Origin of the sequence: Leclercia adecarboxylata, from assembly GCF_035787115.1 — a bacterium.
Classification (GTDB): domain Bacteria; phylum Pseudomonadota; class Gammaproteobacteria; order Enterobacterales; family Enterobacteriaceae; genus Enterobacter; species Enterobacter adecarboxylatus_E.
This window is the reverse complement of the sequence record NZ_JALKTL010000001.1, coordinates 361,529-382,539: the sequence shown is the minus strand read 5'-3', so window position 1 is coordinate 382,539 and position 21,011 is coordinate 361,529. Positions and strand designations below refer to the sequence as shown.

The following is a 21,011-nucleotide window of genomic DNA, read 5'->3' as shown; positions in this document are numbered from 1 at the left end:
CAGTGGGTTGATGGATGAAGCGAGTGTAGCGGGGAAGCGGCTTTTCAGCAAGGTACGGCATGTGGTTGCATTTTAAAACCTCCTGGCCTAACCTGATTTGGTTTTATATTAAAACCAAATCAGGAGACTTGAGTGCATGAAAGCGCAACTCACGTTATTGTCCGGCGAAGAGATGCCTGCGGTTTTGCCGCGCAGCCTTGTCTGGCTTTTTGCCGTCGCGAGCGGCATGAGCGTCGCGAATGTCTATTTTGCGCAACCGCTGCTGGATGCGCTGGCGCGCGATTTTGCCATCAGCCAGGCGGCGGTTGGCGGCGTGGTCACCGCCACCCAGGTGGGTTGCGCGCTGGCTCTGCTGTTTCTGGTCCCACTGGGCGATCGGATGGAACGTCGTCGACTGATGACGGTGCAGCTTCTGGCGCTGGTGATCGCGCTGGCGACGGTGGGGATGGCGCACTCCGCTCCGGTACTGCTGGCCGGTATGCTCGCCGTGGGCCTGCTCGGCACGGCGATGACGCAGGGGCTGATCGCTTATGCGGCAAGCGCCGCTGCACCCCATGAACAAGGGCGTGTGGTCGGGGCGGCACAGGGTGGCGTCTTTACCGGTCTGTTGCTGGCGCGGGTTTTTGCCGGTGGCGTCAGCGATCTGGCGGGCTGGCGCGGAGTCTATTTCTGCGCCGCCGGTCTGATGCTGCTCATGGCGATCCCGCTGTGGCGACGGCTGCCCGTTTTGCCACCCGCATCCCATGGGCTTAGCTATCCGCGCCTGCTCGCCTCAATGCTGACGCTGTTGAGGGGGGAAAAGGTGTTACAGGTCAGGGGCATGCTGGCGCTGCTGATGTTTGCGGCCTTCAATATTTTCTGGAGCGCGCTCGTGCTGCCCCTGAGCGCGCCGCCTTATAACTTCTCGCACACCGCCATTGGCGCGGCCGGGCTGGTGGGGACCGTCGGCGCGCTGGCTGCGGCCCGCGCCGGGCACTGGGCCGATCGCGGACATGCGCAACGCACCAGCGCGCTGGCGCTGGTCGCGCTGCTGCTGGCCTGGTGGCCGCTGTCGTTGATGGAGGTCTCATTGTGGGCGCTGGTGCCCGGTATCCTGCTGCTCGATCTGGGCGGTCAGGCGCTGCACGTCACCAGTCAGAGCCTGATTTTTCGCACCTGTCCAGAGGCACACGGCCGTCTGGTGGGACTCTACATGCTGTTTTATGCCGTTGGCAGCGGGCTGGGGGCGCTCGGCACGACCTTCACTTACGCCCATCTGGGCTGGCAGGGGGTATGTATGCTTGGGGCGATAGTCAGCCTGCTGGCGCTGATGTTCTGGGGGTTAACGCGAACCGCGGACGTACCGGACGCGGCAAAATAACGTCGCAGGATGTCATACACATTTGCTTACACTCTCTTTTCGCGCAGCCGCTTTACATTGACACTAGTGTCAATGTTGTAGCCTGAGACCACAGCGAGGAGAAACCGATGCGTCCATCCGATTTGGCAAAACTTACCGGCGTCAGCACCCGGGTACTGCGTCACTATGAATCGAAAGGACTGATTCAGTCACAACGAATGGATAATGGCTATCGTGATTTCGATGCGAAAGCTGTCGAAAAGGTGAGGTGGATAACCTCATTAATAAAATGCGGATTCAGTACCCGTCAGATCGCCGAGCTGGAGAAGTTTTCGCAGGTCAGCGATATGGACGATGAGCGTTTTATTATGTGCCTGGCGCAGCATCGGGATAAGCTGCAGGCACTCGATGTCCTGATCGCCTTATTAAATGAACGCCGAAACGCACTCGCTGCACGTATTCATCATTATGAATAATCGCTATCCGCTATCGCAAGTGAGATGAAATATGAAACGGTTAGAGAATAAAGTTGCCTTAATTACCGGGGGCAGCAGCGGTATTGGTCTGGCTACGGCAAAAAGATTCGTTGATGAAGGTGCTAAAGTCGTCATTACCGGCAGAAATGCAGATGCGCTAAATCAGGCTGTCCATATACTTGGCGATAATAATGCCATCGCGATAGCTTCAGATATTAGCGACTTAAATAATCACGCTACTGTTTTTTCAACAATTGAGAAGCGGTACGGCAAACTGGATATTGTGTTTGCCAACGCGGGCATTATTTTACTGTCTGATTTTCCGGGTTCCACAGAAAGCGATTTTGACCGCCAGTTTGCTATCAATGTCAAAGGCACCTTCTTTACCGTGCAAAAGGCACTGCCGCTAATGTCGCAAGGGGGATCGATTATTCTGACCGCCTCTGTTGCACACTATAAAGGTCTGGACGGGCATAACATCTACGCCGCAACCAAAGCCGCGTTACGTTCATTCGCCCGCAGCTGGACGACGGATCTTAAAGCACAGGGGATCAGGGTGAACTGCCTGAGTCCCGGCCCCATTGCTACACCCATTATCAGCAAAATGGGCGTGTCAGAGGCCGAACGTGAACTGTTTGATATGAACGTGGCAAGCCGCATCCCGGCAGGACGGTTAGGTTACCCTGAGGAGGTCGCTGCCGCTGCGCTGTTCCTGGCCTCCGATGAAAGCAGTTTTATTTCAGGTATCGATCTCAGCGTTGATGGCGGTATGGGGCAGATTTAAAACGACAATTTTTCGGTAAAGTGAAAAAACATCAAAATCGATGACATGCCGTCAATTTTGATGAAGTCTTTACAGATGATTTGCTCTATGTTTATTTCCGGCGACATCAACATCATTATCTGACGTTTATTGCGGGTATTTATATGAACAAACGTATTATTGTAGCCGGTGCCGGCTTTGCAGGTATGTGGGCGGCTATTTCTGCGGCCAGACTGGTGCATTTAAACCATGCTGATGATCGGGTGGAGATATTTCTCGTTTCACCTGAGCCTAAATTAACAATACGGCCAAGACTGTATGAAGCCGTACTGGAAAGTATGGATCCTTCTATTCTGGAGGTCCTGAAGGCGGCCAATGTGAACTATATTCGGGGCCGCGTGATTAATATTGATGTAGAAAACAAAACGATCACCGTCAGTAAGCCAGAAGGAGAGGCGACGGTCAATTTTGACAGCTTTGTGCTGGCGGCGGGGAGTCAGGTTTTCCATCCTGAACTCGAAGGGCTGAAAGAATACAGCTTTGATGTCAACTCTCTTGAAAAAGCCCGCGAGCTTGACAGCCATTTACAGGCGCTGGCTAAAGAGCCCGATTCCGCGGCGCGGAACACCGTTGTGGTCGCCGGAGGCGGCTTAACAGGGCTGGAGACGGTGACGGAGATGCCGGAGCGTCTGAACGCGCTGTTCGGTGCTCAGCATAAAGTGCAGGTCATTATCGTTGATAATGCCGCCAGGATAGGTCAGGCGATGGGCGAGCATGCCTGCGAAATTATCAATCAGGCGTTGACCAGCAGTGGTATTGCGGTGCGTACCGGCGTGCGGGTATCGGCTATTAACGCCGGAGGCGTCACGCTCTCGAACGGCGAGTTTATTCCCAGCAAAACGGTGATCTGGACCGCCGGCATGCGTGCCAGTCCCTTAACCCGCTTTATCCCCGGTGAAAAAGATCCCTCAGGACGCGTAATGGGCGACGCCTGCCTGCGCGCACCTGGAGCCAGCGGCATTTTCGTCACCGGTGATACGGTGAAGGTGCCAACGGACAACGCGGGTAATTACAACGTGATGTCCTGTCAGCATGCCATGAGCCTGGGCCGGGTAGCCGGGCATAACGCGGCGGCGGAACTGCTGGGGTTGCCGCTGCATCCTTACAGCCAGCCTAAGTATGTGACCTGTCTCGATCTGGGGAAATGGGGCGCTGTCTATACCGAAGGCTGGGATCATCAGGTGATGTATCAGGGCGCAGAAGCTAAAAAAATTAAGCAGGAAATTAATACCCAGTGGATTTATCCCCCTGAGCCCGACCGGGAAAAGATGTTCTCTGTTGCTAACCCGGACTACATCATCGTGCCCTGAGGCATGACGCCCGCGATGCGTCGCGGGCTTTTATTTTACGACGCAGTGCTTGTTGCGCCACTGGCTGGGCGTTAACCCCGTCATCTTCTTAAAGGCACTGGTAAACGCGTTTTGCGAACTGTACCCGCTCTCAAGGGCAATTTCCGAGACCTGCTTATGGGGCATTTGTAGCTGAACAAAAGCGCGCTCCATTACGCGTTGTTTGAGCCAGCCGTAGGGTGTCAGGCCGGTGCTGTTTTTAAACGCGCGGCAAAAATGTGCCGATGAGATCCCAAGCTCCGCTGCCAGGGCCTGAATTGTGATATCCCCGACGGGGTTGCTGTCGAGGATGTCAAGCGCATGTTTAAGCATGCGTGATGACAAAACGGCGTTGGTCTGCTGAACCGGGAAGGTGAGCGGAGAGTGGTTCTGGATCAGCTGAAGAATCAGCGCCAGCATCAGGTGCTCACACAGCAACTGCGTAATTTTATTCTGCTCTGACAGGGCATCGCTGATGGCGGAGATAATGTTGGCGGTGCTTTTATCATAATACGCCGTGCGCAGCAGGAGTTCCGTGGGAGGCGCTTCCACCTGCAGCAACAGATTTTTAAACATCTGGTCAGGAATATAAAAATGAATAACGTCAACGGCGCCATACATATCCCAGCGCGAGGTACTGCCGAGAGGAATGGTCGAAAGCGTGCCTTCTCTGATGGTTTCTTTGACGAGTTTATTGTCCGTTCTGCGCTCGACGCGCTGCATGGTGCCAAGGTGGGCGATAACAACGTGCTGATCCATGGGGGCAATGGTTTCGTGTAGCGGCCCATGGGGCCAACGGTAACAGCGCCCGGCGTGAGGATTACTGCTGGTAACGCTAAGTTCTGGCTGGTTTTTTAAAACGCGGGTCATCTCCTTGACGGTATCGTTAAGTGCAGTCTCATGATTGTTCATGACAATGTTCGCCATGCCGGAATAAAGGATGGTCAGAGTATAGGCGAATTTGTCCGGGGTTATCTCTCTTAGCAGGAGGTTCTATGGCTTTATCTCACGACGCGGCAGAGTCGATGGCCGCAAAGGATTATGCGCACAAACCTGAAAGCGTTCCCTCGCGCTACCCTCTGAAAATCGGCGATATCGATGTACTGGTCGTCAGCGATGGGGTGCTGTCGTTACCCGGGCCGATGCTTGGCCATAATGCCGACCCGGCCATCAGAACCGCCTGGTTTGAGGAGCAGTTTCTGCCATCCGATGAGCTGGATTGGGCGCTTAACGTCATTGTTGTGCGAAGCGGCAACCAGACCATCCTTATCGATGCGGGTATGGGGGCGGCTTTCCCCGAACTGCCGCGAGCCGGGCAGACGGTCCAGCGGCTGGAGGCGGCGGGCATCGATCTTGCCTCCGTTACCGATGTCGTGATCACCCACCTGCATATGGATCATATCGGCGGACTGCTTATTCCAGGCGTAAAGGAACGTATGCGTGCGGATCTGCGTATTCATGTCGCTGAGGCAGAAGTCGCATTCTGGGAAGCCCCTGATTTTTCGCAGGTGTCCATGCCGCCTGGCTTCCCGGATGCGCTGCGGCAGACCGCCACACGGTTCCTGGCGGAATACCGCAGCCAGTTGCATACCTTTAAGGAGAGTCATGAGGTCGCCCCTGGAGTACAGGTGACGCGTATTGGCGGCCATACCCCAGGGCACAGCGTGGTGCGTCTGGCCTCCGGTGGAGAACGCCTGACCTTTGCGGGCGACGCGGTATTCCCGGTCGGGTTCGATCATCCTGACTGGTATAACGGTTTCGACCATTATCCTGAAGAGGCAGCACGGGTACGGGTTGCGCTTTTGCAGGAGCTTGCCGCCAACCGGGAGTCGCTGGTGGCGACCCATCTTTCCTTCCCGTCCGTCTGTCATGTTGCTGTTGACGGCAGCACTTTCCGTTGGGTGCCGGGTCCGTGGGAGTATTAGTTCTGCTTCAGCATTAATGAAGGCCGGGCAGCGCTGGCGCGTGCCCGGCATTTCAGGGCTTAAATCGAGGTGCGACGGTAGCTGCGGTATTCCGGCTTCCAGAAGTTCTCGTCAATTGCCTGCTGCAGGGCATCGGCAGAAGTTTTCACCGCCACGCCTTGCTGCTGAGCCATTTTCCCGACCGCAAAGGCGATCGCGCGCGACACCACGTGAATATCCTTAAGCTCCGGCAGCACCAGCCCTTCGCCGTTGTTCACCAGCGGGGAGTGCTTGGCCAGGGTTTCGCTGGCGGACATCAGCATCTCATCGGTAATGCGCGACGCGCCCGAGGCGATCACCCCCAGGCCAATACCTGGGAAGATATAGGAGTTATTGCACTGGGCAATCGGGTAAATTTTGTCCTTCCACACCACGGGGGCAAACGGGCTGCCGGTGGCGACCAGCGCATTGCCTTCGGTCCAGGCGATGATGTCCTGCGGGGTGGCCTCCACGCGGGAGGTCGGGTTCGACAACGGCATGACGATCGGGCGGGCGCAGTATTTATGCATCTCACGGATGATCTCTTCGGTGAACAATCCGGTCTGGCCTGAGACGCCGATCAGAATATCTGGCTTGACGTTGCGAACCACGTCCAGCAGCGACAGCACTTCACTCTCGGTATCCCAGTTTTTGAGATTCTCGCGCTTTTGCACCAGTTTGGTCTGGAACGGCAGCAGATTTGGCATGGCGTCGGTCAGCAGGCCAAAGCGGTCGACCATAAAGACGCGGGAGCGGGCCAGCTCTTCGCTTAACCCTTCGCGCTGGGTCTGGGCGATGATCTGTTCGGCAATGCCGCACCCGGCGGAACCGGCGCCGAGGAAGACGATCTTCTGGTAGCTTAGCTGGTTGCCCGCCGCGCGGCTGGCCGCGATCAGCGTGCCCACCGTGACCGCCGCGGTGCCCTGAATGTCGTCATTAAAGGAGCAGATTTCGTCGCGATAGCGATTCAGCAGCGGCATGGCGTTTTTCTGAGCGAAATCTTCAAACTGCAGCAGCACGTCCGGCCAGCGATGTTTGACTGCCTGGATAAAGTCATCCACGAACTGATAGTACTCGTCGTCGGTGATGCGCGGATGGCGCCAGCCCATATACAGCGGATCGTTGAGCAGCTGCTGGTTGTTGGTGCCCACATCCAGCACCACCGGCAGGGTGTAAGCCGGACTGATGCCGCCGCAGGCGGTGTACAGCGACAGTTTACCGATAGGGATGCCCATCCCGCCGATCCCCTGGTCGCCAAGACCGAGGATACGCTCGCCGTCGGTCACCACAATCACCTTGATGTTGTGGTTGGAGACGTTCTGCAGAATGTCATCCATGTTGTGACGGTTCTGATAGGAGATAAACACGCCCCGCGAGCGGCGATAAATTTCGGAGAAGCGTTCGCAGGCGGCACCGACGGTGGGGGTGTAGATCACCGGCATCATCTCATCGAGATGGTTCTGCACCAGGCGGTAGAAGAGGGTTTCGTTGGTGTCCTGAATATTACGCAGGTAAATGTGCTTGTCGATCTCGGTCTTGAAGCCCTGGTACTGGATCCACGCGCGCTCGGCCTGCTCTTCGATGGTTTCGACCACCTCCGGCAGCAGACCCAGCAGGTTGAAGTTGCTGCGCTCTTCCATGCTGAAAGCGCTGCCCTTGTTCAGGAGAGGGAACTCCAGCAAAACCGGTCCGGCGTAAGGAATGTAAAGGGAACGATGTTTTTTGGCTTTGTTGTCCATGTCACTCACTTAATTTTTGCATATCCGTCCCTGGCACGGGTGTTGATCATCTTCTGTGGCGTGCCCGTAGGGGGTGTCAGGCGGGTAGTATAAAGGAGCTGAATGTTAAAAACTGCAACATACAAATAAAAACACCATCGGTTTTGCCGATGGTGTCGGGGATCGTTCGGGAGAACTTATTTCGGTTCGTGGCGTTTTCTGCCGGTGGCGTGGGTGACCTGCGTTTCGCTGTCGCCCTCAATCACCACTTTGCGTTGGTTAGACAGCTTGTAGTTCAGTCCCAGAATATGGCGTGCCTGACGGTTCGATTTCATAGTGACTCCTCATTCCTGTTGATAGTGATAAGGCGAACAAAATGTAACCCCATAGGTTCCAGATCCAGCATAGCAGGTTTTCAGAGACTGGCGTGTTGCCCGCTTACCACATAGTTGATGGTCTGCTGATAGATATCACTGAGGATGTCATTGTCTGCGGCTTCCACCCATTTTGTCAGTTCCATTAAAATGTCATCTTCAGTGACAGCGCCCATTTCAGCGCGCAAACCCTGTGCGATAGCGTTAACCAGCTCCGGCTGTGCGGATGTTGTATTTGCAGAATAATAATTAAACATGTTGCCTCCGTGTCGTTTTCTGTTTAATGGTACGGCTCGCAAAAACATCAGTCGTATTCAGAATGGCAAATATTTTTGCCGCTGTGTTTAAGAATCCTCTAAGAAATATTTGTGTCATAAAATCATGCTTTTTCATGATCTTAAAAAAACAAATAAATCGTCTCCAGAGTTCACAATATATTTTCCTCCGGGCGGTGCCAGAGAATAAATATTGGTGAGGACGGATTTAAATTACACGTATCAAACGTATTTGCAATAGCCGCAACCTCTTCGACTTCACAGAATAATCTCAACATATCACTGTTTCCGGTTGTAGCCGCTGCGTAGTCTATACTGAAGGCTTTGTAAGCCAAAAGGAGAGCAACAATGACAATTCATAAGCACGGTTCGGCACACTGGTCTGGCGATATCAAACGCGGTAAGGGAACGGTTTCTACCGAGAGCGGCGTCCTTAATCAGCAGCCTTACGGCTTCAATACCCGCTTCGAAGGGGAGAAGGGCACCAACCCGGAAGAGCTGATTGGTGCTGCGCATGCGGCATGTTTCTCTATGGCGCTGTCGTTAATGCTGGGTGAGGCGGGCTATACCGCCGATTCTATTGACACCACCGCGGACGTCTCGCTGGATAAAACCGACAGCGGCTTTGCCATCAGCAAAGTGGCTCTGCAGAGTAAAGTGACTGTTCCGGGTATCGATCCGCAGCAGTTCGACGGCATCATTCAGAAAGCAAAAGCCGGATGCCCGGTGTCTCAGGTGCTGAAAGCAGAAATCACCCTAGACTATCAGCTGAACTGATTGTCCTGCCGGGCGCTGCGCCCGGCTATCCTTTCAACGCGGCGGGAAAGACCTCCGCCAGCCACGCGATAAACACCTTCAGGCGATGCGTCATATGCCGGTTTTGCGGATAGACCACGTAAAACGGGTAGTGCGGCGGCCGCCATTTCGCCAGGATCTCTACCAGCGTTCCCGCCTCTAACAGAGCACCTGTGGAGTAACGAAAGGTCTGAATAATCCCCATTCCGGCTACTGCCGCCGCCAGGTGCGCGTTGCTCTCGTTCACCCCGATACGATGCACAAGGTTAATTTCACGGGTCTCATCGTTTTCCGTAAAACGAAACGGCACGGCGCGCCCGGTCACTGGCGACAGGTAGCTCACCAGCTTATGGCCGTTGCGTAGCTCCTCCGGCCAGGCGGGGAGGCCGTAATGCTTCAGGTAGCCCGGGGTGGCGCAGGTGACCATCTCCGCATTGCCGATGTGCCGGGCGATCAGGGAGGAGTCTTCCAGCGCGCCGCCGCGGATCACGCAGTCTACATTGCCGCTAATCAGATCCACCGGACGGTCTGCCACGCCAAGATCGATACGGATTTCGGGATAGCGGCGCATAAAATCCGGCAGGGCGGGGATCAGCACGTCCCGCGCCGTAGAGCCGCCGACATCAATGCGCAGATGCCCCTGGGGCTGCTGTTTTGCCGTGCTGAAAGAGGTGTCGATATCCTCGATATCAATCAGTACCCGGCGGGCTTTTTCGTAATAATCCTGTCCCTCCGGGGTGGACGTCACCCGCCGGGTGGTGCGCTGTAACAGCCGCACGTCCAGATGGGCCTCAAGCGCCTTGACCAGCTTGCTGAGGGTGGCGATGGGCATATTCAGCGAGTCTGCCGCCCGGGTAAAGCTGCCGGTTTCCACCACGCGGGTATAGGCGCGCATGGCCAGTAATTGATCCATAGAAGGGCACTCATCGAAATGGGGATTATTTCCCCAGAGAAAAAGTGATTTCCATTTTTGCTGATTTTTCCGTAATCCCGCAAGCGCTACAGTGCATCCACACCAACAACGCGGAAGGAAAATCACATGAACACAGCATTAACAGGTAAGGTCGCTCTGGTTACCGGCGGCACCAGCGGTATCGGTCTGGCAACGGCTAAAGAGCTGCAGGCGCAGGGGGCAAAGGTTTACATCACCGGTCGTCGTCAGGCGGAGCTGGACAACGCCGTCGCCACCCTCGGAGGCCAGGTCACCGGCATTCGCGCCGACGCCTCTGTGCTTACTGATCTTGATACCGTGTATGCGCAAATCGCTGAACAGTCCGGGCGGCTGGACGTGCTGTTCGCTAACGCCGGCGGCGGCGACATGCTGCCGCTGGGGGCGATAACCGAAGAGCACTTTGACCGTATTTTCGCCACCAATGTCCGCGGCGTGCTGTTTACCGTGCAGAAGGCGCTGCCGCTGCTGGCTGACAAAGCATCGGTGATCCTTACCGGCTCTACGGTCTCCATCAAAGGTACCGCCAACTTCAGCGTTTATAGCGCCAGCAAGGCGGCAGTGCGAAACTTTGCCCGCTCATGGGCGCTGGATTTGCAGGGGCGCGGTATCCGGGTGAACGTGGTCAGCCCGGGTCCGATTAAAACGCCAGGCCTGGGAGAGCTGGTGCCAGAAGATCAGCGTCAGGGCCTGTTCGATGCGTTAGCCGCTACGGTACCGCTGGGACGCATTGGCGAACCGGAAGAGGTGGGTAAAGCGGTGGCGTTCCTCGCCTCTGATGCCGCCAGCTTTATTAACGCCACCGAGCTGTTTGTGGATGGCGGGATGGCGCAGATTTAATGCTAAAGCGATAAGAGAGGGTTGCTGCCCGGGCGGCAACCTTTCTAAGCATTCACCCTGATTATTTTTGAGCCGAATCGCTTCTTTCGTGATGCATCTTCGTAATACTATTAGTCGTCAAATGTAAATTATGCTAAACAATAGCTTATAAGACCTAACATTCGACCGGGAACAGCGGCTGTGCTGACGACTCTCATTTACAAAAGCCAGTTAAATCCATCCTGCAAATCTTTATCCCTTACCTCACTCGTTGAAAAAGCCAGACACAGCAATGGCGCGCTGGACGTAACGGGCATTTTGCTGTTTAACGGCGTTGATTTTCTGCAGATCCTGGAAGGGTCGGAAGAGGTCATTGAAAAACTGTTCGTGAAAATCAGAGAGGACAAACGCCATTACAGCGTGGTGGAGCTGATGCGTGATTATGGCCCGCGCAGACGCTTTGAAAACGTCGGTATGCTGCTGTTCGATCTGCTTATCGATACCCCAAAATCGGTGCTCTCCTCTGTACTGCGCTACAGCAAGCTGGATCACTATCTGGCGGCGGAAGATCGGGTATTCAAATTTATTCAGTCGTTTATTAGCCGCCAGAAGCAAACCCGCGACGGGTCGGCCTTCCTGCCGGACAGGTGGAAACTTGCGCCTGAACACGCCCCGTTTGGCAAGTCCATTAACGGGCCGATTGATAACCAGGTCTGTCAGTTTGCCCTGCAACCGATTGTGGAACCTACAGAAGGGAAGATTTCCTCGCTGGAGGCGTTAATTCGCGGTAATGACGGAGGAAGTCCGGAGCGATTCTTTAACGCCATCGATCAGGACAAAATGTACGAAGTGGATCTGCAGACCAAGGCGTACGCCTTTGCGCTGGCAGAGAAAATCGGCATTGGCGATCACAAAATCGCCATCAACCTGCTGCCGATGTCGCTGGTGAACGTGCCCGGCGCCGTCGATTATCTGATGGACCAGATCCTTGCTCACGGCCTGCAGCCGGAGCAGGTGGTCATAGAAGTCACCGAAAACGAAATGATCTCCGGGTTTAACCAGTTTAACAGCGCCATCAAGCAGCTGCGGGCGGCGGGAATTGGCCTGGCGATTGATGATTTTGGTTCCGGGTATGCCGGGCTGTCGCTGTTGACTCGTTTCCAGCCGGATAAGCTGAAAATCGATCGCGAGATTGTCAGCAATATCCATCTGAGCGGCCCGAAACAGGCGATTGTGAAGTCGATTGTCAGCTGCTGCACCGATCTTGAGATTGCGCTGGTGGCCGAGGGTATCGAGAAAATCGAAGAGTGGTGCTGGCTGGAGTCGGCAGGCATCAAGCGTTTTCAGGGCTTTCTGTTCGCCCGGCCTAAATTAAACGGGGTGGGGGAGATCCACTGGCCGCAATTTTCCAGCGCTGGTTATTTGAGCGACTAAATATTCAGCTTGTGGCCAGGGTAAGCCGTTAAATATTTTCAATGTCCGACAGGTTAAATTATTAGCAATAATTTTATAATGCCGTGATTTTAATAATTTTAATCGTTTTGCGGGTTTTTTATTTATAAATAACTTTAACTCAATGTTAAATTAGCCCTGCCGATAATACCTCAGACCCTATTGTTCCTGAGGTATTTATGTCGTTAAAAAAGTCGTCCCTTGCCATTCTTCTGGCCCTGCTGTTTTTCTTTGTCGCCAGTGCCGCCACCAACGTCTGGCTGGCCGTTAAAAGCAATAACTCACTGGATAACGTGAATAAAGAGATTCAGGTTGTCCTGTCCATTATCGATCCTATTAACCACAGCCGTACCCTGCGCGTGCGGGTCATGGAGTACATGAAGCAGGTGGAAAGTGGGGACACAACCGGTCTCGACGAAAAGCTGGCCTCTGTGAAACTGGCCCTGAGCAAAGCGGATAGCGCGTTCGCGGCGTTTAACGACGCTCCCCGCCTGGCGGACGAGGCGCCGTTAGTGAAAAACTATAATGAGGGCTGGCTGGCCTACCGCGATCGCGGACTGGCACCGCTGATTGACGCCGCCGCTGCCCACGACAGGGCCAGGTTCGATGCCCTGATCCCGCAGATTTCCAGCCTTGACCGTCAGTATGAAATCGTCCTCGATCAGGTGCTGTCGGTGCATCAGAAATACGCGAAACAGCTGAATGACGATGCGCGTACGCAGTTTGCCTCCGGCTTAACCATTATCGCTGCCTTTGCCGCGCTGTTTGTGGTGGTGATCGTCGGGGTAAGCGTTCTGATGAAGCGGTTTGTGTTCGCGCCGATTAACCTCGCACGCGAGCACTGCAGCCAGATTGCTGCCGGTAAATTAACGGAAGCGGTGCCGCAGAAGAGCGGGTCAAACAATGAACTCGATCTGCTGATGGGCTCGATGGAGCAGATGCGTCTGGCCCTGCTGGATACCATCTCTCAGGTACGCGCAGCCTGCCATACCGTGAACCACGCCTCGCACGAGATTGCCTCCGGCAATATCGATCTGGCCTCCCGCACCGAGCAGCAGGCCGCAGCCCTGACGGAAACGGCCGCCAGCATGGAGCAGCTGAGCGCGACGGTCGCGAATAACACCGACAATGTCCTCCAGGCAGGTAAACTGGTGCAGGATGCGGTGGACAATGCCCGCACCGGTGAGGCCGTGACCCGCGAGGTGATCGACACCATGAACACCATCGCCGCCAACTCTCAGCGCATCGAAGATATCACCAGCGTCATTAACAGCATCGCCTTCCAGACCAATATCCTGGCGCTTAACGCCGCCGTTGAAGCGGCACGCGCCGGGACGCAGGGGCGCGGCTTCGCGGTGGTGGCAACCGAAGTTCGCACCCTTGCGCAGAAAAGCGCGGTGGCGGCGAAGGACATCGAGAACCTGATCGCCCAGTCGGTTTCCAGCGTGAAAAATGGCTCGCAGCTGGTGAATCGTTCGGGAGAGGTGATTCATGCCATCATCAACTCGGTGAATAAAGTCAACGCGCTGATGGAACAGATCCAGGTGGCCTCCGAAGAGCAGAGTCGCGGTATTGGTCAGGTGGGGCAGGCAGTTACCGAGATGGACGGCGTGACCCAGCAGAACGCCGCCCTGGTGCAGGAGTCGGCAGCGGCGGCGGCGTCGCTGGAAGAGCAGGCCCGACATCTGACGCAAAGTATCGCCAGCTTCCGCCTGCCGGAACCGGCATAATCCTCTGTTACCCTCTTATTGCCCGGCGGCGCTGCGCTTGCCGGGTCTGGTGTTTTGTCATGCTTAGGCCGGGTCAGGCGGAGCCGCCACCCGGCAATCCCGCACCGCTCCTCTTCTCAACCGCTTCGTCGTGACCCATCTCACATTAAATTTCCTGGTCTATGCTTGATGTGCACACGCGGTGGATTGCCGCCGCACTTTCTCTTTTCCCTCTGCGTAGCGATTAACGTTAAGCAACCCGAGGAACATGGGTCAAACGAGGTGGTGGAATGACAGCTAAATCTATTACGTATTGGGGTTGTGAACACATTGATGCGAACACGGTTCGCTTTCATCTTTGGGCCAGCGGCCAGGAGCAGATCTCCCTGCGTCTGAACGACGAAACGCTGGCGATGCACCCGACCGGTGACGGCGGATTCGACCTGACGGTTGACTACGTCAAACCCGGTTCGACCTACAGCTTTATCCTGCCTGACGGCACAGCCGTGCCTGACCCGGCCTCCCGCGCCCAGCAAGGGGATGTGAATGGCCCTTCGCTGGTCTGCGATCCTGACAGTTATGTGTGGCGCAACACTGAGTGGCAGGGCCGACGCTGGGAAGAGAGCGTGGTCTATGAGCTGCATATCGGGACCTTCACCCCGGAAGGCACCTTCCGCGCGGCTACCGACAAGCTGCCGTATCTGGCCTCGCTGGGCATTACGATGATCGAACTGATGCCCGTTTCGCAGGCTGGCGGCAATCGCAACTGGGGCTATGACGGCGTGTTGCTCTATGCCCCGCACAGCGCCTACGGTACGCCGGATGAGCTGAAGGCCTTCGTGGATACTGCCCACGGTCTGGGGTTGTCGGTGGTGCTGGATATTGTGCTGAACCATTTCGGGCCGGAAGGAAACTACCTCCCGCTTCTGTCGCCGGACTTTTTCCATCCGGAGCGAATGACTCCGTGGGGGAATGGCATTGCTTACGATGTCGCACCCGTGCGCCAGTTTATTACTGACGTGCCGCTGTACTGGCTAAACGCGTTCCGCTTCGACGGTTTGCGCTTTGACGCCATAGACCACATCACAGATTCGTCTGAAAAGCACATCATGGTAGAAATTGCTGAACGCATTCGGGCAGAAATAACCGACCGTCCAATCCATCTCACCACCGAAGACAGCCGCAATATCATTTCGTTGCATCCTTACGCAGAGGACGGTACGCCGCAGCTCTATACCGCCGAATGGAACGACGATCTGCACAACGCCATTCACGTTCTTGCCAGCGGGGAGACCCACGCCTGGTACCGGGATTTTGCCCATCAGCCCGAAAAGTGGGTCGCCAGAGCGCTGGCCGAAGGCTTTGCTTTCCAGGGCGAAATCACGCCACGGCACCGCGAGCCGCGTGGGGTGAAAAGCATTGACCAGCCGCCGGTGGCGTTTGTCGATTTCATCCAGAACCACGATCAGGTGGGTAACCGGGCGCACGGGGATCGTCTGCTCACCCTTATCGGGGAGGATCGTACCCGGGTGCTGCTGGCTGCGCTGCTGCTCTCGCCACACATCCCGCTGCTGTTTATGGGCGAGGAGTTTGGCGAAACACGGCCTTTCCTTTTCTTTACCGATTTTCACGGTGACCTGGCGCGCGCGGTACGGGAGGGGCGGGCGAAGGAGTTTGCCGACCATGCCAGCCACCAGGAAGAGGGCGTGCCCGATCCGAACGCGCCGGAGACCTTCGCGCGATCCAAGCTCGACTGGGAAAAAATCCATCAGCCGGAAGGGGAAAGCTGGCTGAGCTTTACCCGTCATCTGTTGCAGCTGCGCCAGCAGGCCATTGTGCCGCTGCTGGCCACCGCCCGCCATGGCGGGGGCAAGGTGCTGGAAACAGGGCCGGGCTGTGTGGCGGTGATCTGGACGTTTCCACAGGGGACCCTGTCGCTGGCGTTTAACGTCGGCAGCCATACGGAGGAGATGCCCGATCTGCCGGGCGAAACCCTCTTTGCCTGGCCTGAGATCCATACCGAATTACGGCCTGACACCCTTATTGTCCGATTTGCCCCTGGAGAACCTCATTAATGATCCCCACAGCGACCTGGCGTATTCAGTTTCGTAACGGCATGACCTTCGATCGTGCCGCCAGTCTGGTGCCGTATCTGCAACAGCTCGGCATCAGCCATCTGTATGCCTCGCCGATTTTTACCGCTGCCCGTGATTCAACTCACGGCTATGACGTGACCGACGCCAACGAGATCGACCCGGCCATTGGCGGGCGCGCCGGATTTGATCGGCTGGTCGGCGCCCTGAAGGCGGCGGGCCTGGGGTTGATCCTCGACATCGTTCCAAACCACATGTCCACCTCGCTGGAGAACGCCTGGTGGCGCGATGTGATTGAACATGGTGAGAGGAGCCGCTATGCCCGCCATTTTGATATCGACTGGTCCCGTCGTCTGACCCTGCCGTTTCTGGGTGATGATTTTGACGTGGTGCTGGCGAACGGCGACATCAGCGTGCAACGCGACCCCGATACCGGTAAACCGGCGCTGGCCGTTTACGACAACTATTATCCGCTCACTCCGGACAGCTGGATGGGGCGCGAGGAGGCGGTGCTGAGCCTGCGCGAGCCTGAAGCCATTGCCCGCCTGCACGATCAGCAGCCGTATCGCCTCAGCAGCTGGCGCGATGCCCCGCGCGATCTCTCCTGGCGGCGCTTCTTCGAGATCACCGGCCTGGTGGGGGTACGGGTCGAAGACGACGCGGTATTCAATGACAGCCATGCTCTGATCCTGTCGCTGGTGCGGTCCGGTGCTGTGGACGGGCTGCGCATCGATCACGTGGACGGTCTGGCCGACCCGTATGCCTATCTGCAGCGTCTGCGTCAGGAGGCAGGGGCCGATTGCTACATCACGGTGGAGAAGATCCTCAGTAAAGGGGAGAACCTCCCGGCAGACTGGCCTGTCTCCGGCACCACCGGGTATGAATTTATCGCCTCGCTCTCGGAAGTGCTGGTGGATGACGACAAAATCGACAGCCTGCGCCAGGCCTACGACGCGGTGGTGGGCAGCCCGGTGGATATGCCCGCCGAACTGCGCGCGGCGCGGCTGCTGATGGTGGACCGCAACTTCGCCGGCGAGTTTGCCACGCTGCTGCGGCTGGCAAATTCCCTGGCGCAGGCCGAAGGCGTTGCTGTTGACGAAGAGCCGCTGCGCCTGGCGCTGCGGGAACTGCTGGTGGCCTTCCCGGTCTATCGCACCTACGGCACGGCCCAGGGGATGTCGGCCGCAGACATGCGGTTACTCCAGAGCGTGCTGACGCACGTCAGCGCTGACCCGGACGCCCTCGGCTTACTGACCCGCATTCTGACCGGTGACGTCTGCGAGAAGGCTAAGGAGACCGCCAGCCAGTTCCGCACCCGTTTTCAGCAGCTGACCGGGCCGCTGATGGCGAAATCGGTGGAAGATACGCTGTTTTTCCGTCAGCACATGGATCTGGCGCTCAACGAGGTGGGGGCCGAGCCGGTACCGCGCGCCTTCTCGTTAACGCGCTTTCACACCGAGATGACGGCGCGGCGTGAGCGCCAGCCGGATGCGCTCTCCGGCACCTCCACTCATGATACCAAGCGCGGCGAAGATGCCCGCGCCCGGCTCTACACCCTGACCGAAGCGCCACAGGTGTGGGCGGAGTGCGTGGCCCGCTGGCAGCAGCTTAACCAGACCCATGTCCGTTTTCTGAACGATGGCACAGCGCCGAGAGCCGCCGACACCTGGATGCTCTATCAGGCGCTGGCGGGGGTATGGCCGCCTGAGCTGGATCCGCAGGATGCCGCGGGGCTGCATGCCCTGGAAGAACGCTTCCTGGGCTTTGTGGAGAAGGCGCTGCGCGAGGCCAAGCTGCGCACCGACTGGGTAGACAGCAACGAAGCCTATGAAACGGTGGTGCTGGAGTATGCCTGCCATCTGCTGTCGCCGGAGAATCAGGATTTCCTGCGCGACTTCAGCACCGCGTTACGCCCGTTTATCCGCGCAGGGCTGGTGAACAGCCTGAGCCAGACGGTGATCAAACTGACCGCCCCCGGCGTGCCGGATGTCTATCAGGGCAGCGAGGGGCTCAATTTTAGCCTCGTGGATCCGGATAACCGCCGCGAGCCGGATTTCGCGCAGCTGAGCCAGCAGCTCCAGCGCGCCGATCGGCATACCGCCAGCCATGAGGCGAGCTGGCTGAACGGGCAGCTTAAGCTGTATGTCACCAGCACGCTGCTGCATCTGCGCCAGCGTAAACCGGCACTGTTCCGCTGGGGCAGCTATGTCGCGCTGCTCACCCGGGGTGAAAGGGCAGACAAAGCCATCGCCTTTGCCCGCGTGGATGACGACGACGTGTTGATTGTGGTGGCGCCACGACTGGCGTTTACCTGTGCAGAACAGGCGTTTCCGGTGACGGGCGCTGCTCTGTGGGGTGAGACGGAGGTGGTTTTACCTGCCGAACTGGCCGGACGTCGCTATCAGGACTGTTTTAGCGGTGAAACTGTTATGCCAGGCGAAAGCCTGAAATTAGATGATGCACAGGATTGCTGGCGGGTATTACTTGCCCGCGGCTAATAATGAGGTTCGAGGGAGAGAGGTTATGGCAAATAATAAGACCTATGAGATTCTGGCAGGGCAGAGTTATCCCCTGGGGGCAAACTATGACGACAAAGGGGTCAATTTTGCGCTCTTTTCGGCCTGCGCCGAACGCGTTGAGCTGTGTCTGTTTGACCCGACGGGACAGCATGAAATCGCCCGCCTGGAGCTGCCGGAATACACCGACGAAGTGTGGCACGGCTATGTACCGGATCTGAAGCCGGGGGCGCTGTATGGCTATCGCGTTTATGGCCCTTACGATCCGGAAAACGGCCATCGTTTTAACCCGAATAAACTGCTGCTCGACCCCTATGCCCGGGCGTTGACCGGCGAGCTTATCTGGAACCCCGCCCATTTTGGCTATGAGCTGGGGCATGACGATCTCGACCTCAGCTTTGATACCCGCGACAGCGCGCCGTTTACCCCGCGATGCCGGGTCATCGACCCGCGGGTGTTTGACGGCCAGGATCCGCATCGCCCGGCGGTACCGTGGTCTGAGACCATTCTGTACGAAACCCATGTGAAGGGCTTTACCCAGCTTCACCCGGCGATCCCGCCCGAACTGCGTGGCACCTTCGAAGGGTTGGGGCACAAAGCCATTGTGGATTATATCAAAAGCCTCGGCATCACCTCGGTGGAGCTGCTGCCGGTGCATGCCTTCCCGGACGACCAGCATCTGCTGGACCGGGGACTGAAAAATTTCTGGGGCTATAACACCCTGAACTTTTTCTCCCCGGCGTCGCGCTATTACGGCCCGAACGGTATTCAGGGGTTCCGCGATATGGTGCGTGCCTTCCATGATGCCGGTATCGAAGTGATCCTCGACGTGGTTTATAACCACACCGCCGAAGGCAACGAGCTGGGCCCGACGCTCTCCTTCAAGGGGATCGACAACTTCTCTTACTACCGCACGATCTCCGGTCAGCATCGCTACTATGTGAACGATACCGGCACCGGTAATACCGTGAACACCTCCCATCCCCGGGTGCTGCAGATGATCATGGATTCTCTGCGCTACTGGGCAGAAGCGATGCATATCGACGGCTTCCGTTTTGACCTCGGCACCATTCTCGGACGCGAGCCGGAGGGGTTCGATGAGCGCGGCGGCTTTTTCGACGCCATGATGCAGGATCCGCTGCTCTCGCGGCTCAAACTGATTGGCGAGCCCTGGGATATCGGCCCTGGCGGGTATCAGGTAGGGGGCTTCCCGCCCGGCTGGGGCGAGTGGAACGACAAGTATCGCGATATCGTGCGGGAATACTGGCGTGGGGATAACGTCTCGTCTGACTTTGCCGCGCGCCTGCTCGGCTCAGGCGATCTGTACGATCAGCGCGGGCGTCGCCCGTGGGCCAGCATCAACTTTATTACCGCCCATGACGGCTTCACCTTAAATGACCTGGTTTCTTATAACGAGAAGCATAACGAGGCCAACGGTGAGGATAATAACGATGGCCACAACGATAACCGGTCATCAAATTATGGTGCCGAAGGGCCTACCGACAACGCGCAGATTAACGCCCTGCGCGAACAGCAGAAGCGCAACTTCCTGACCACGCTCCTCTTCTCACACGGCACGCCGATGCTGCTGGCCGGGGATGAGTTTGGCCGCAGCCAGCTGGGGAACAACAACGGTTACTGTCAGGACAGCGAGATCAGCTGGGTGCACTGGGAGGACCTGCCGGAAAGTGCCGACGCGCTGCGCAAGTTTACCCGTCATCTTATTGAGCTGCGTACCCGCCAGCCGCTGTTGCGCCGCGAAAGCTGGCGTGACGGGATGGAGATCCAGTGGTTCAATGCTGGCGGCGGGCCACAGCTGCCGGAGCACTGGGATGAAGGCACCACGCTTGGTCTCTATCTCACCCGGGCCGATCTGCATGGACAACATGGGGTCTGGCACGAGGTGCTGCTGTTGATCAATCCATACGAGGCCGCGGTGCCTTTCCGCATCCCGGAATGCGGTGACGGGGGCTGGGTACTGGAGCTCAGTACGGTAGAGGGTGACAACCTGGATCAGGCCGTCACGCCGAACACTGACTTCCCGCTGGCAGGCCGCAGTATCGTGTTGTTGCGCCGACCTTAACGATCAGCCCGCGCTCTGGCCCACGGGCTGGGGGTATCGTCGTCGGCTTTGGCCGGCGCGGTATCCTCCAGTGAGTCCAGATACAGGGCCTCGACTTCCGCGCGGGCCCAGGGCGTGCGGCGCAAAAACTTGAGGCTGGATTTGACGCTGGGGTCGCTGTTAAAGCAGTTGATTTTGATCAGCTTACCCAGCTGCGACCAGCCATAGCGCGCCACCAGGGCGTTAACCATCATCTCGAGCGTGACGCCATGCAAAGGATCTTTCGAAGGGTGAGCGGTCATACGCGTCCGTTTATTATCAGCAAAGAGCGGAAAGCGGG

Annotated in this window: 18 protein-coding genes; 12 read left to right on the top strand and 6 right to left on the bottom strand. The window is 57.1% G+C overall.

Annotation, left to right across the window (positions count from 1 at the left end; genetic code table 11):
• Positions 1-136 precede the first annotated feature (136 nt).
• From MXM41_RS01830 to MXM41_RS01815, 4 genes are all read left to right on the top strand, one after another.
• The gene (locus MXM41_RS01830) at positions 137-1,360 is read left to right on the top strand and encodes an MFS transporter (protein ID WP_325929545.1); all 1,224 of its coding nucleotides are present in this window, start codon (positions 137-139) and stop codon (positions 1,358-1,360) included.
• A 107-nt stretch (positions 1,361-1,467) separates the two neighbouring features.
• Positions 1,468-1,815: a MerR family transcriptional regulator gene (locus MXM41_RS01825; protein ID WP_325929544.1), complete on the top strand. Its 348-nt coding sequence runs from the start codon at positions 1,468-1,470 to the stop codon at positions 1,813-1,815.
• Positions 1,816-1,846: 31 nt separating this feature from the next.
• Complete coding sequence (locus tag MXM41_RS01820) at positions 1,847-2,599, top strand: glucose 1-dehydrogenase (protein WP_325929542.1); 753 nt, start codon at positions 1,847-1,849, stop codon at positions 2,597-2,599.
• 143 nt (positions 2,600-2,742) lie between these two features.
• Positions 2,743-3,948: an NAD(P)/FAD-dependent oxidoreductase gene (locus MXM41_RS01815; protein WP_325929541.1), complete on the top strand. Its 1,206-nt coding sequence runs from the start codon at positions 2,743-2,745 to the stop codon at positions 3,946-3,948.
• Between the two features lie 30 nt (positions 3,949-3,978).
• Here MXM41_RS01815 and MXM41_RS01810 read toward each other — a convergent pair whose 3' ends face one another.
• The gene (locus MXM41_RS01810; protein ID WP_325929540.1) at positions 3,979-4,878 is read right to left on the bottom strand and encodes an AraC family transcriptional regulator; all 900 of its coding nucleotides are present in this window, start codon (positions 4,876-4,878) and stop codon (positions 3,979-3,981) included.
• 83 nt (positions 4,879-4,961) lie between these two features.
• Here MXM41_RS01810 and MXM41_RS01805 point away from each other — a divergent pair, with 83 nt between their 5' ends.
• Entirely contained in the window at positions 4,962-5,891 is a 930-nt protein-coding gene (locus MXM41_RS01805; RefSeq protein ID WP_325929539.1) for an MBL fold metallo-hydrolase, read from the top strand.
• Between the two features lie 59 nt (positions 5,892-5,950).
• Here the strand turns inward: MXM41_RS01805 and MXM41_RS01800 are convergent, their stop codons facing one another.
• From MXM41_RS01800 to bdm, 3 genes are all read right to left on the bottom strand, one after another.
• Positions 5,951-7,648 (bottom strand): NAD-dependent malic enzyme, encoded by a 1,698-nt coding sequence (locus MXM41_RS01800; RefSeq protein ID WP_325929538.1) that lies wholly within the window; start codon positions 7,646-7,648, stop codon positions 5,951-5,953.
• A gap of 176 nt (positions 7,649-7,824) precedes the next feature.
• Positions 7,825-7,962, bottom strand: coding sequence for a stationary-phase-induced ribosome-associated protein (gene sra / locus MXM41_RS01795; protein ID WP_032618124.1), 138 nt, complete (start codon positions 7,960-7,962; stop codon positions 7,825-7,827).
• Between the two features lie 80 nt (positions 7,963-8,042).
• Positions 8,043-8,258 (bottom strand): biofilm-dependent modulation protein, encoded by a 216-nt coding sequence (gene bdm / locus MXM41_RS01790; RefSeq protein ID WP_325929534.1) that lies wholly within the window; start codon positions 8,256-8,258, stop codon positions 8,043-8,045.
• 366 nt (positions 8,259-8,624) lie between these two features.
• Here bdm and MXM41_RS01785 point away from each other — a divergent pair, with 366 nt between their 5' ends.
• A complete protein-coding gene (locus MXM41_RS01785; protein WP_325929532.1) occupies positions 8,625-9,053 on the top strand; it encodes an OsmC family protein in 429 nt (142 codons plus the stop codon).
• A gap of 25 nt (positions 9,054-9,078) precedes the next feature.
• On the opposite strand, the gene MXM41_RS01780 is transcribed toward MXM41_RS01785, so the two are convergent.
• The gene (locus MXM41_RS01780; RefSeq protein WP_325929530.1) at positions 9,079-9,984 is read right to left on the bottom strand and encodes a LysR family transcriptional regulator; all 906 of its coding nucleotides are present in this window, start codon (positions 9,982-9,984) and stop codon (positions 9,079-9,081) included.
• Between the two features lie 126 nt (positions 9,985-10,110).
• Here MXM41_RS01780 and MXM41_RS01775 point away from each other — a divergent pair, with 126 nt between their 5' ends.
• The 6 genes from MXM41_RS01775 to glgX all read left to right on the top strand — a co-directional run bounded on the left by MXM41_RS01775 (position 10,111) and on the right by glgX (position 20,692).
• Positions 10,111-10,860 carry an SDR family oxidoreductase gene (locus MXM41_RS01775; RefSeq protein ID WP_325929528.1) on the top strand — a complete coding sequence of 250 codons (750 nt, stop codon included), beginning with the start codon at positions 10,111-10,113 and terminating at the stop codon, positions 10,858-10,860.
• A 180-nt stretch (positions 10,861-11,040) separates the two neighbouring features.
• The gene (locus tag MXM41_RS01770) at positions 11,041-12,273 is read left to right on the top strand and encodes a diguanylate phosphodiesterase (RefSeq protein ID WP_325929527.1); all 1,233 of its coding nucleotides are present in this window, start codon (positions 11,041-11,043) and stop codon (positions 12,271-12,273) included.
• A 197-nt stretch (positions 12,274-12,470) separates the two neighbouring features.
• A complete protein-coding gene (locus tag MXM41_RS01765) occupies positions 12,471-14,021 on the top strand; it encodes a methyl-accepting chemotaxis protein (RefSeq protein ID WP_325929526.1) in 1,551 nt (516 codons plus the stop codon).
• 269 nt (positions 14,022-14,290) lie between these two features.
• Entirely contained in the window at positions 14,291-16,075 is a 1,785-nt protein-coding gene (treZ, locus tag MXM41_RS01760) for a malto-oligosyltrehalose trehalohydrolase (RefSeq protein ID WP_325929525.1), read from the top strand.
• The gene (gene treY, locus MXM41_RS01755) at positions 16,075-18,591 is read left to right on the top strand and encodes a malto-oligosyltrehalose synthase (protein WP_325929524.1); all 2,517 of its coding nucleotides are present in this window, start codon (positions 16,075-16,077) and stop codon (positions 18,589-18,591) included. The genes treZ and treY overlap by 1 nt, the downstream gene beginning before the upstream one ends.
• Positions 18,592-18,616: 25 nt before the next feature.
• Positions 18,617-20,692 (top strand): glycogen debranching protein GlgX, encoded by a 2,076-nt coding sequence (gene glgX / locus MXM41_RS01750; RefSeq protein WP_325929522.1) that lies wholly within the window; start codon positions 18,617-18,619, stop codon positions 20,690-20,692.
• Here glgX and MXM41_RS01745 read toward each other — a convergent pair.
• Positions 20,689-20,973: a VF530 family protein gene (locus MXM41_RS01745; protein WP_325929521.1), complete on the bottom strand. Its 285-nt coding sequence runs from the start codon at positions 20,971-20,973 to the stop codon at positions 20,689-20,691. The genes glgX and MXM41_RS01745 overlap by 4 nt on opposite strands.
• Positions 20,974-21,011: the final 38 nt, after the last annotated feature.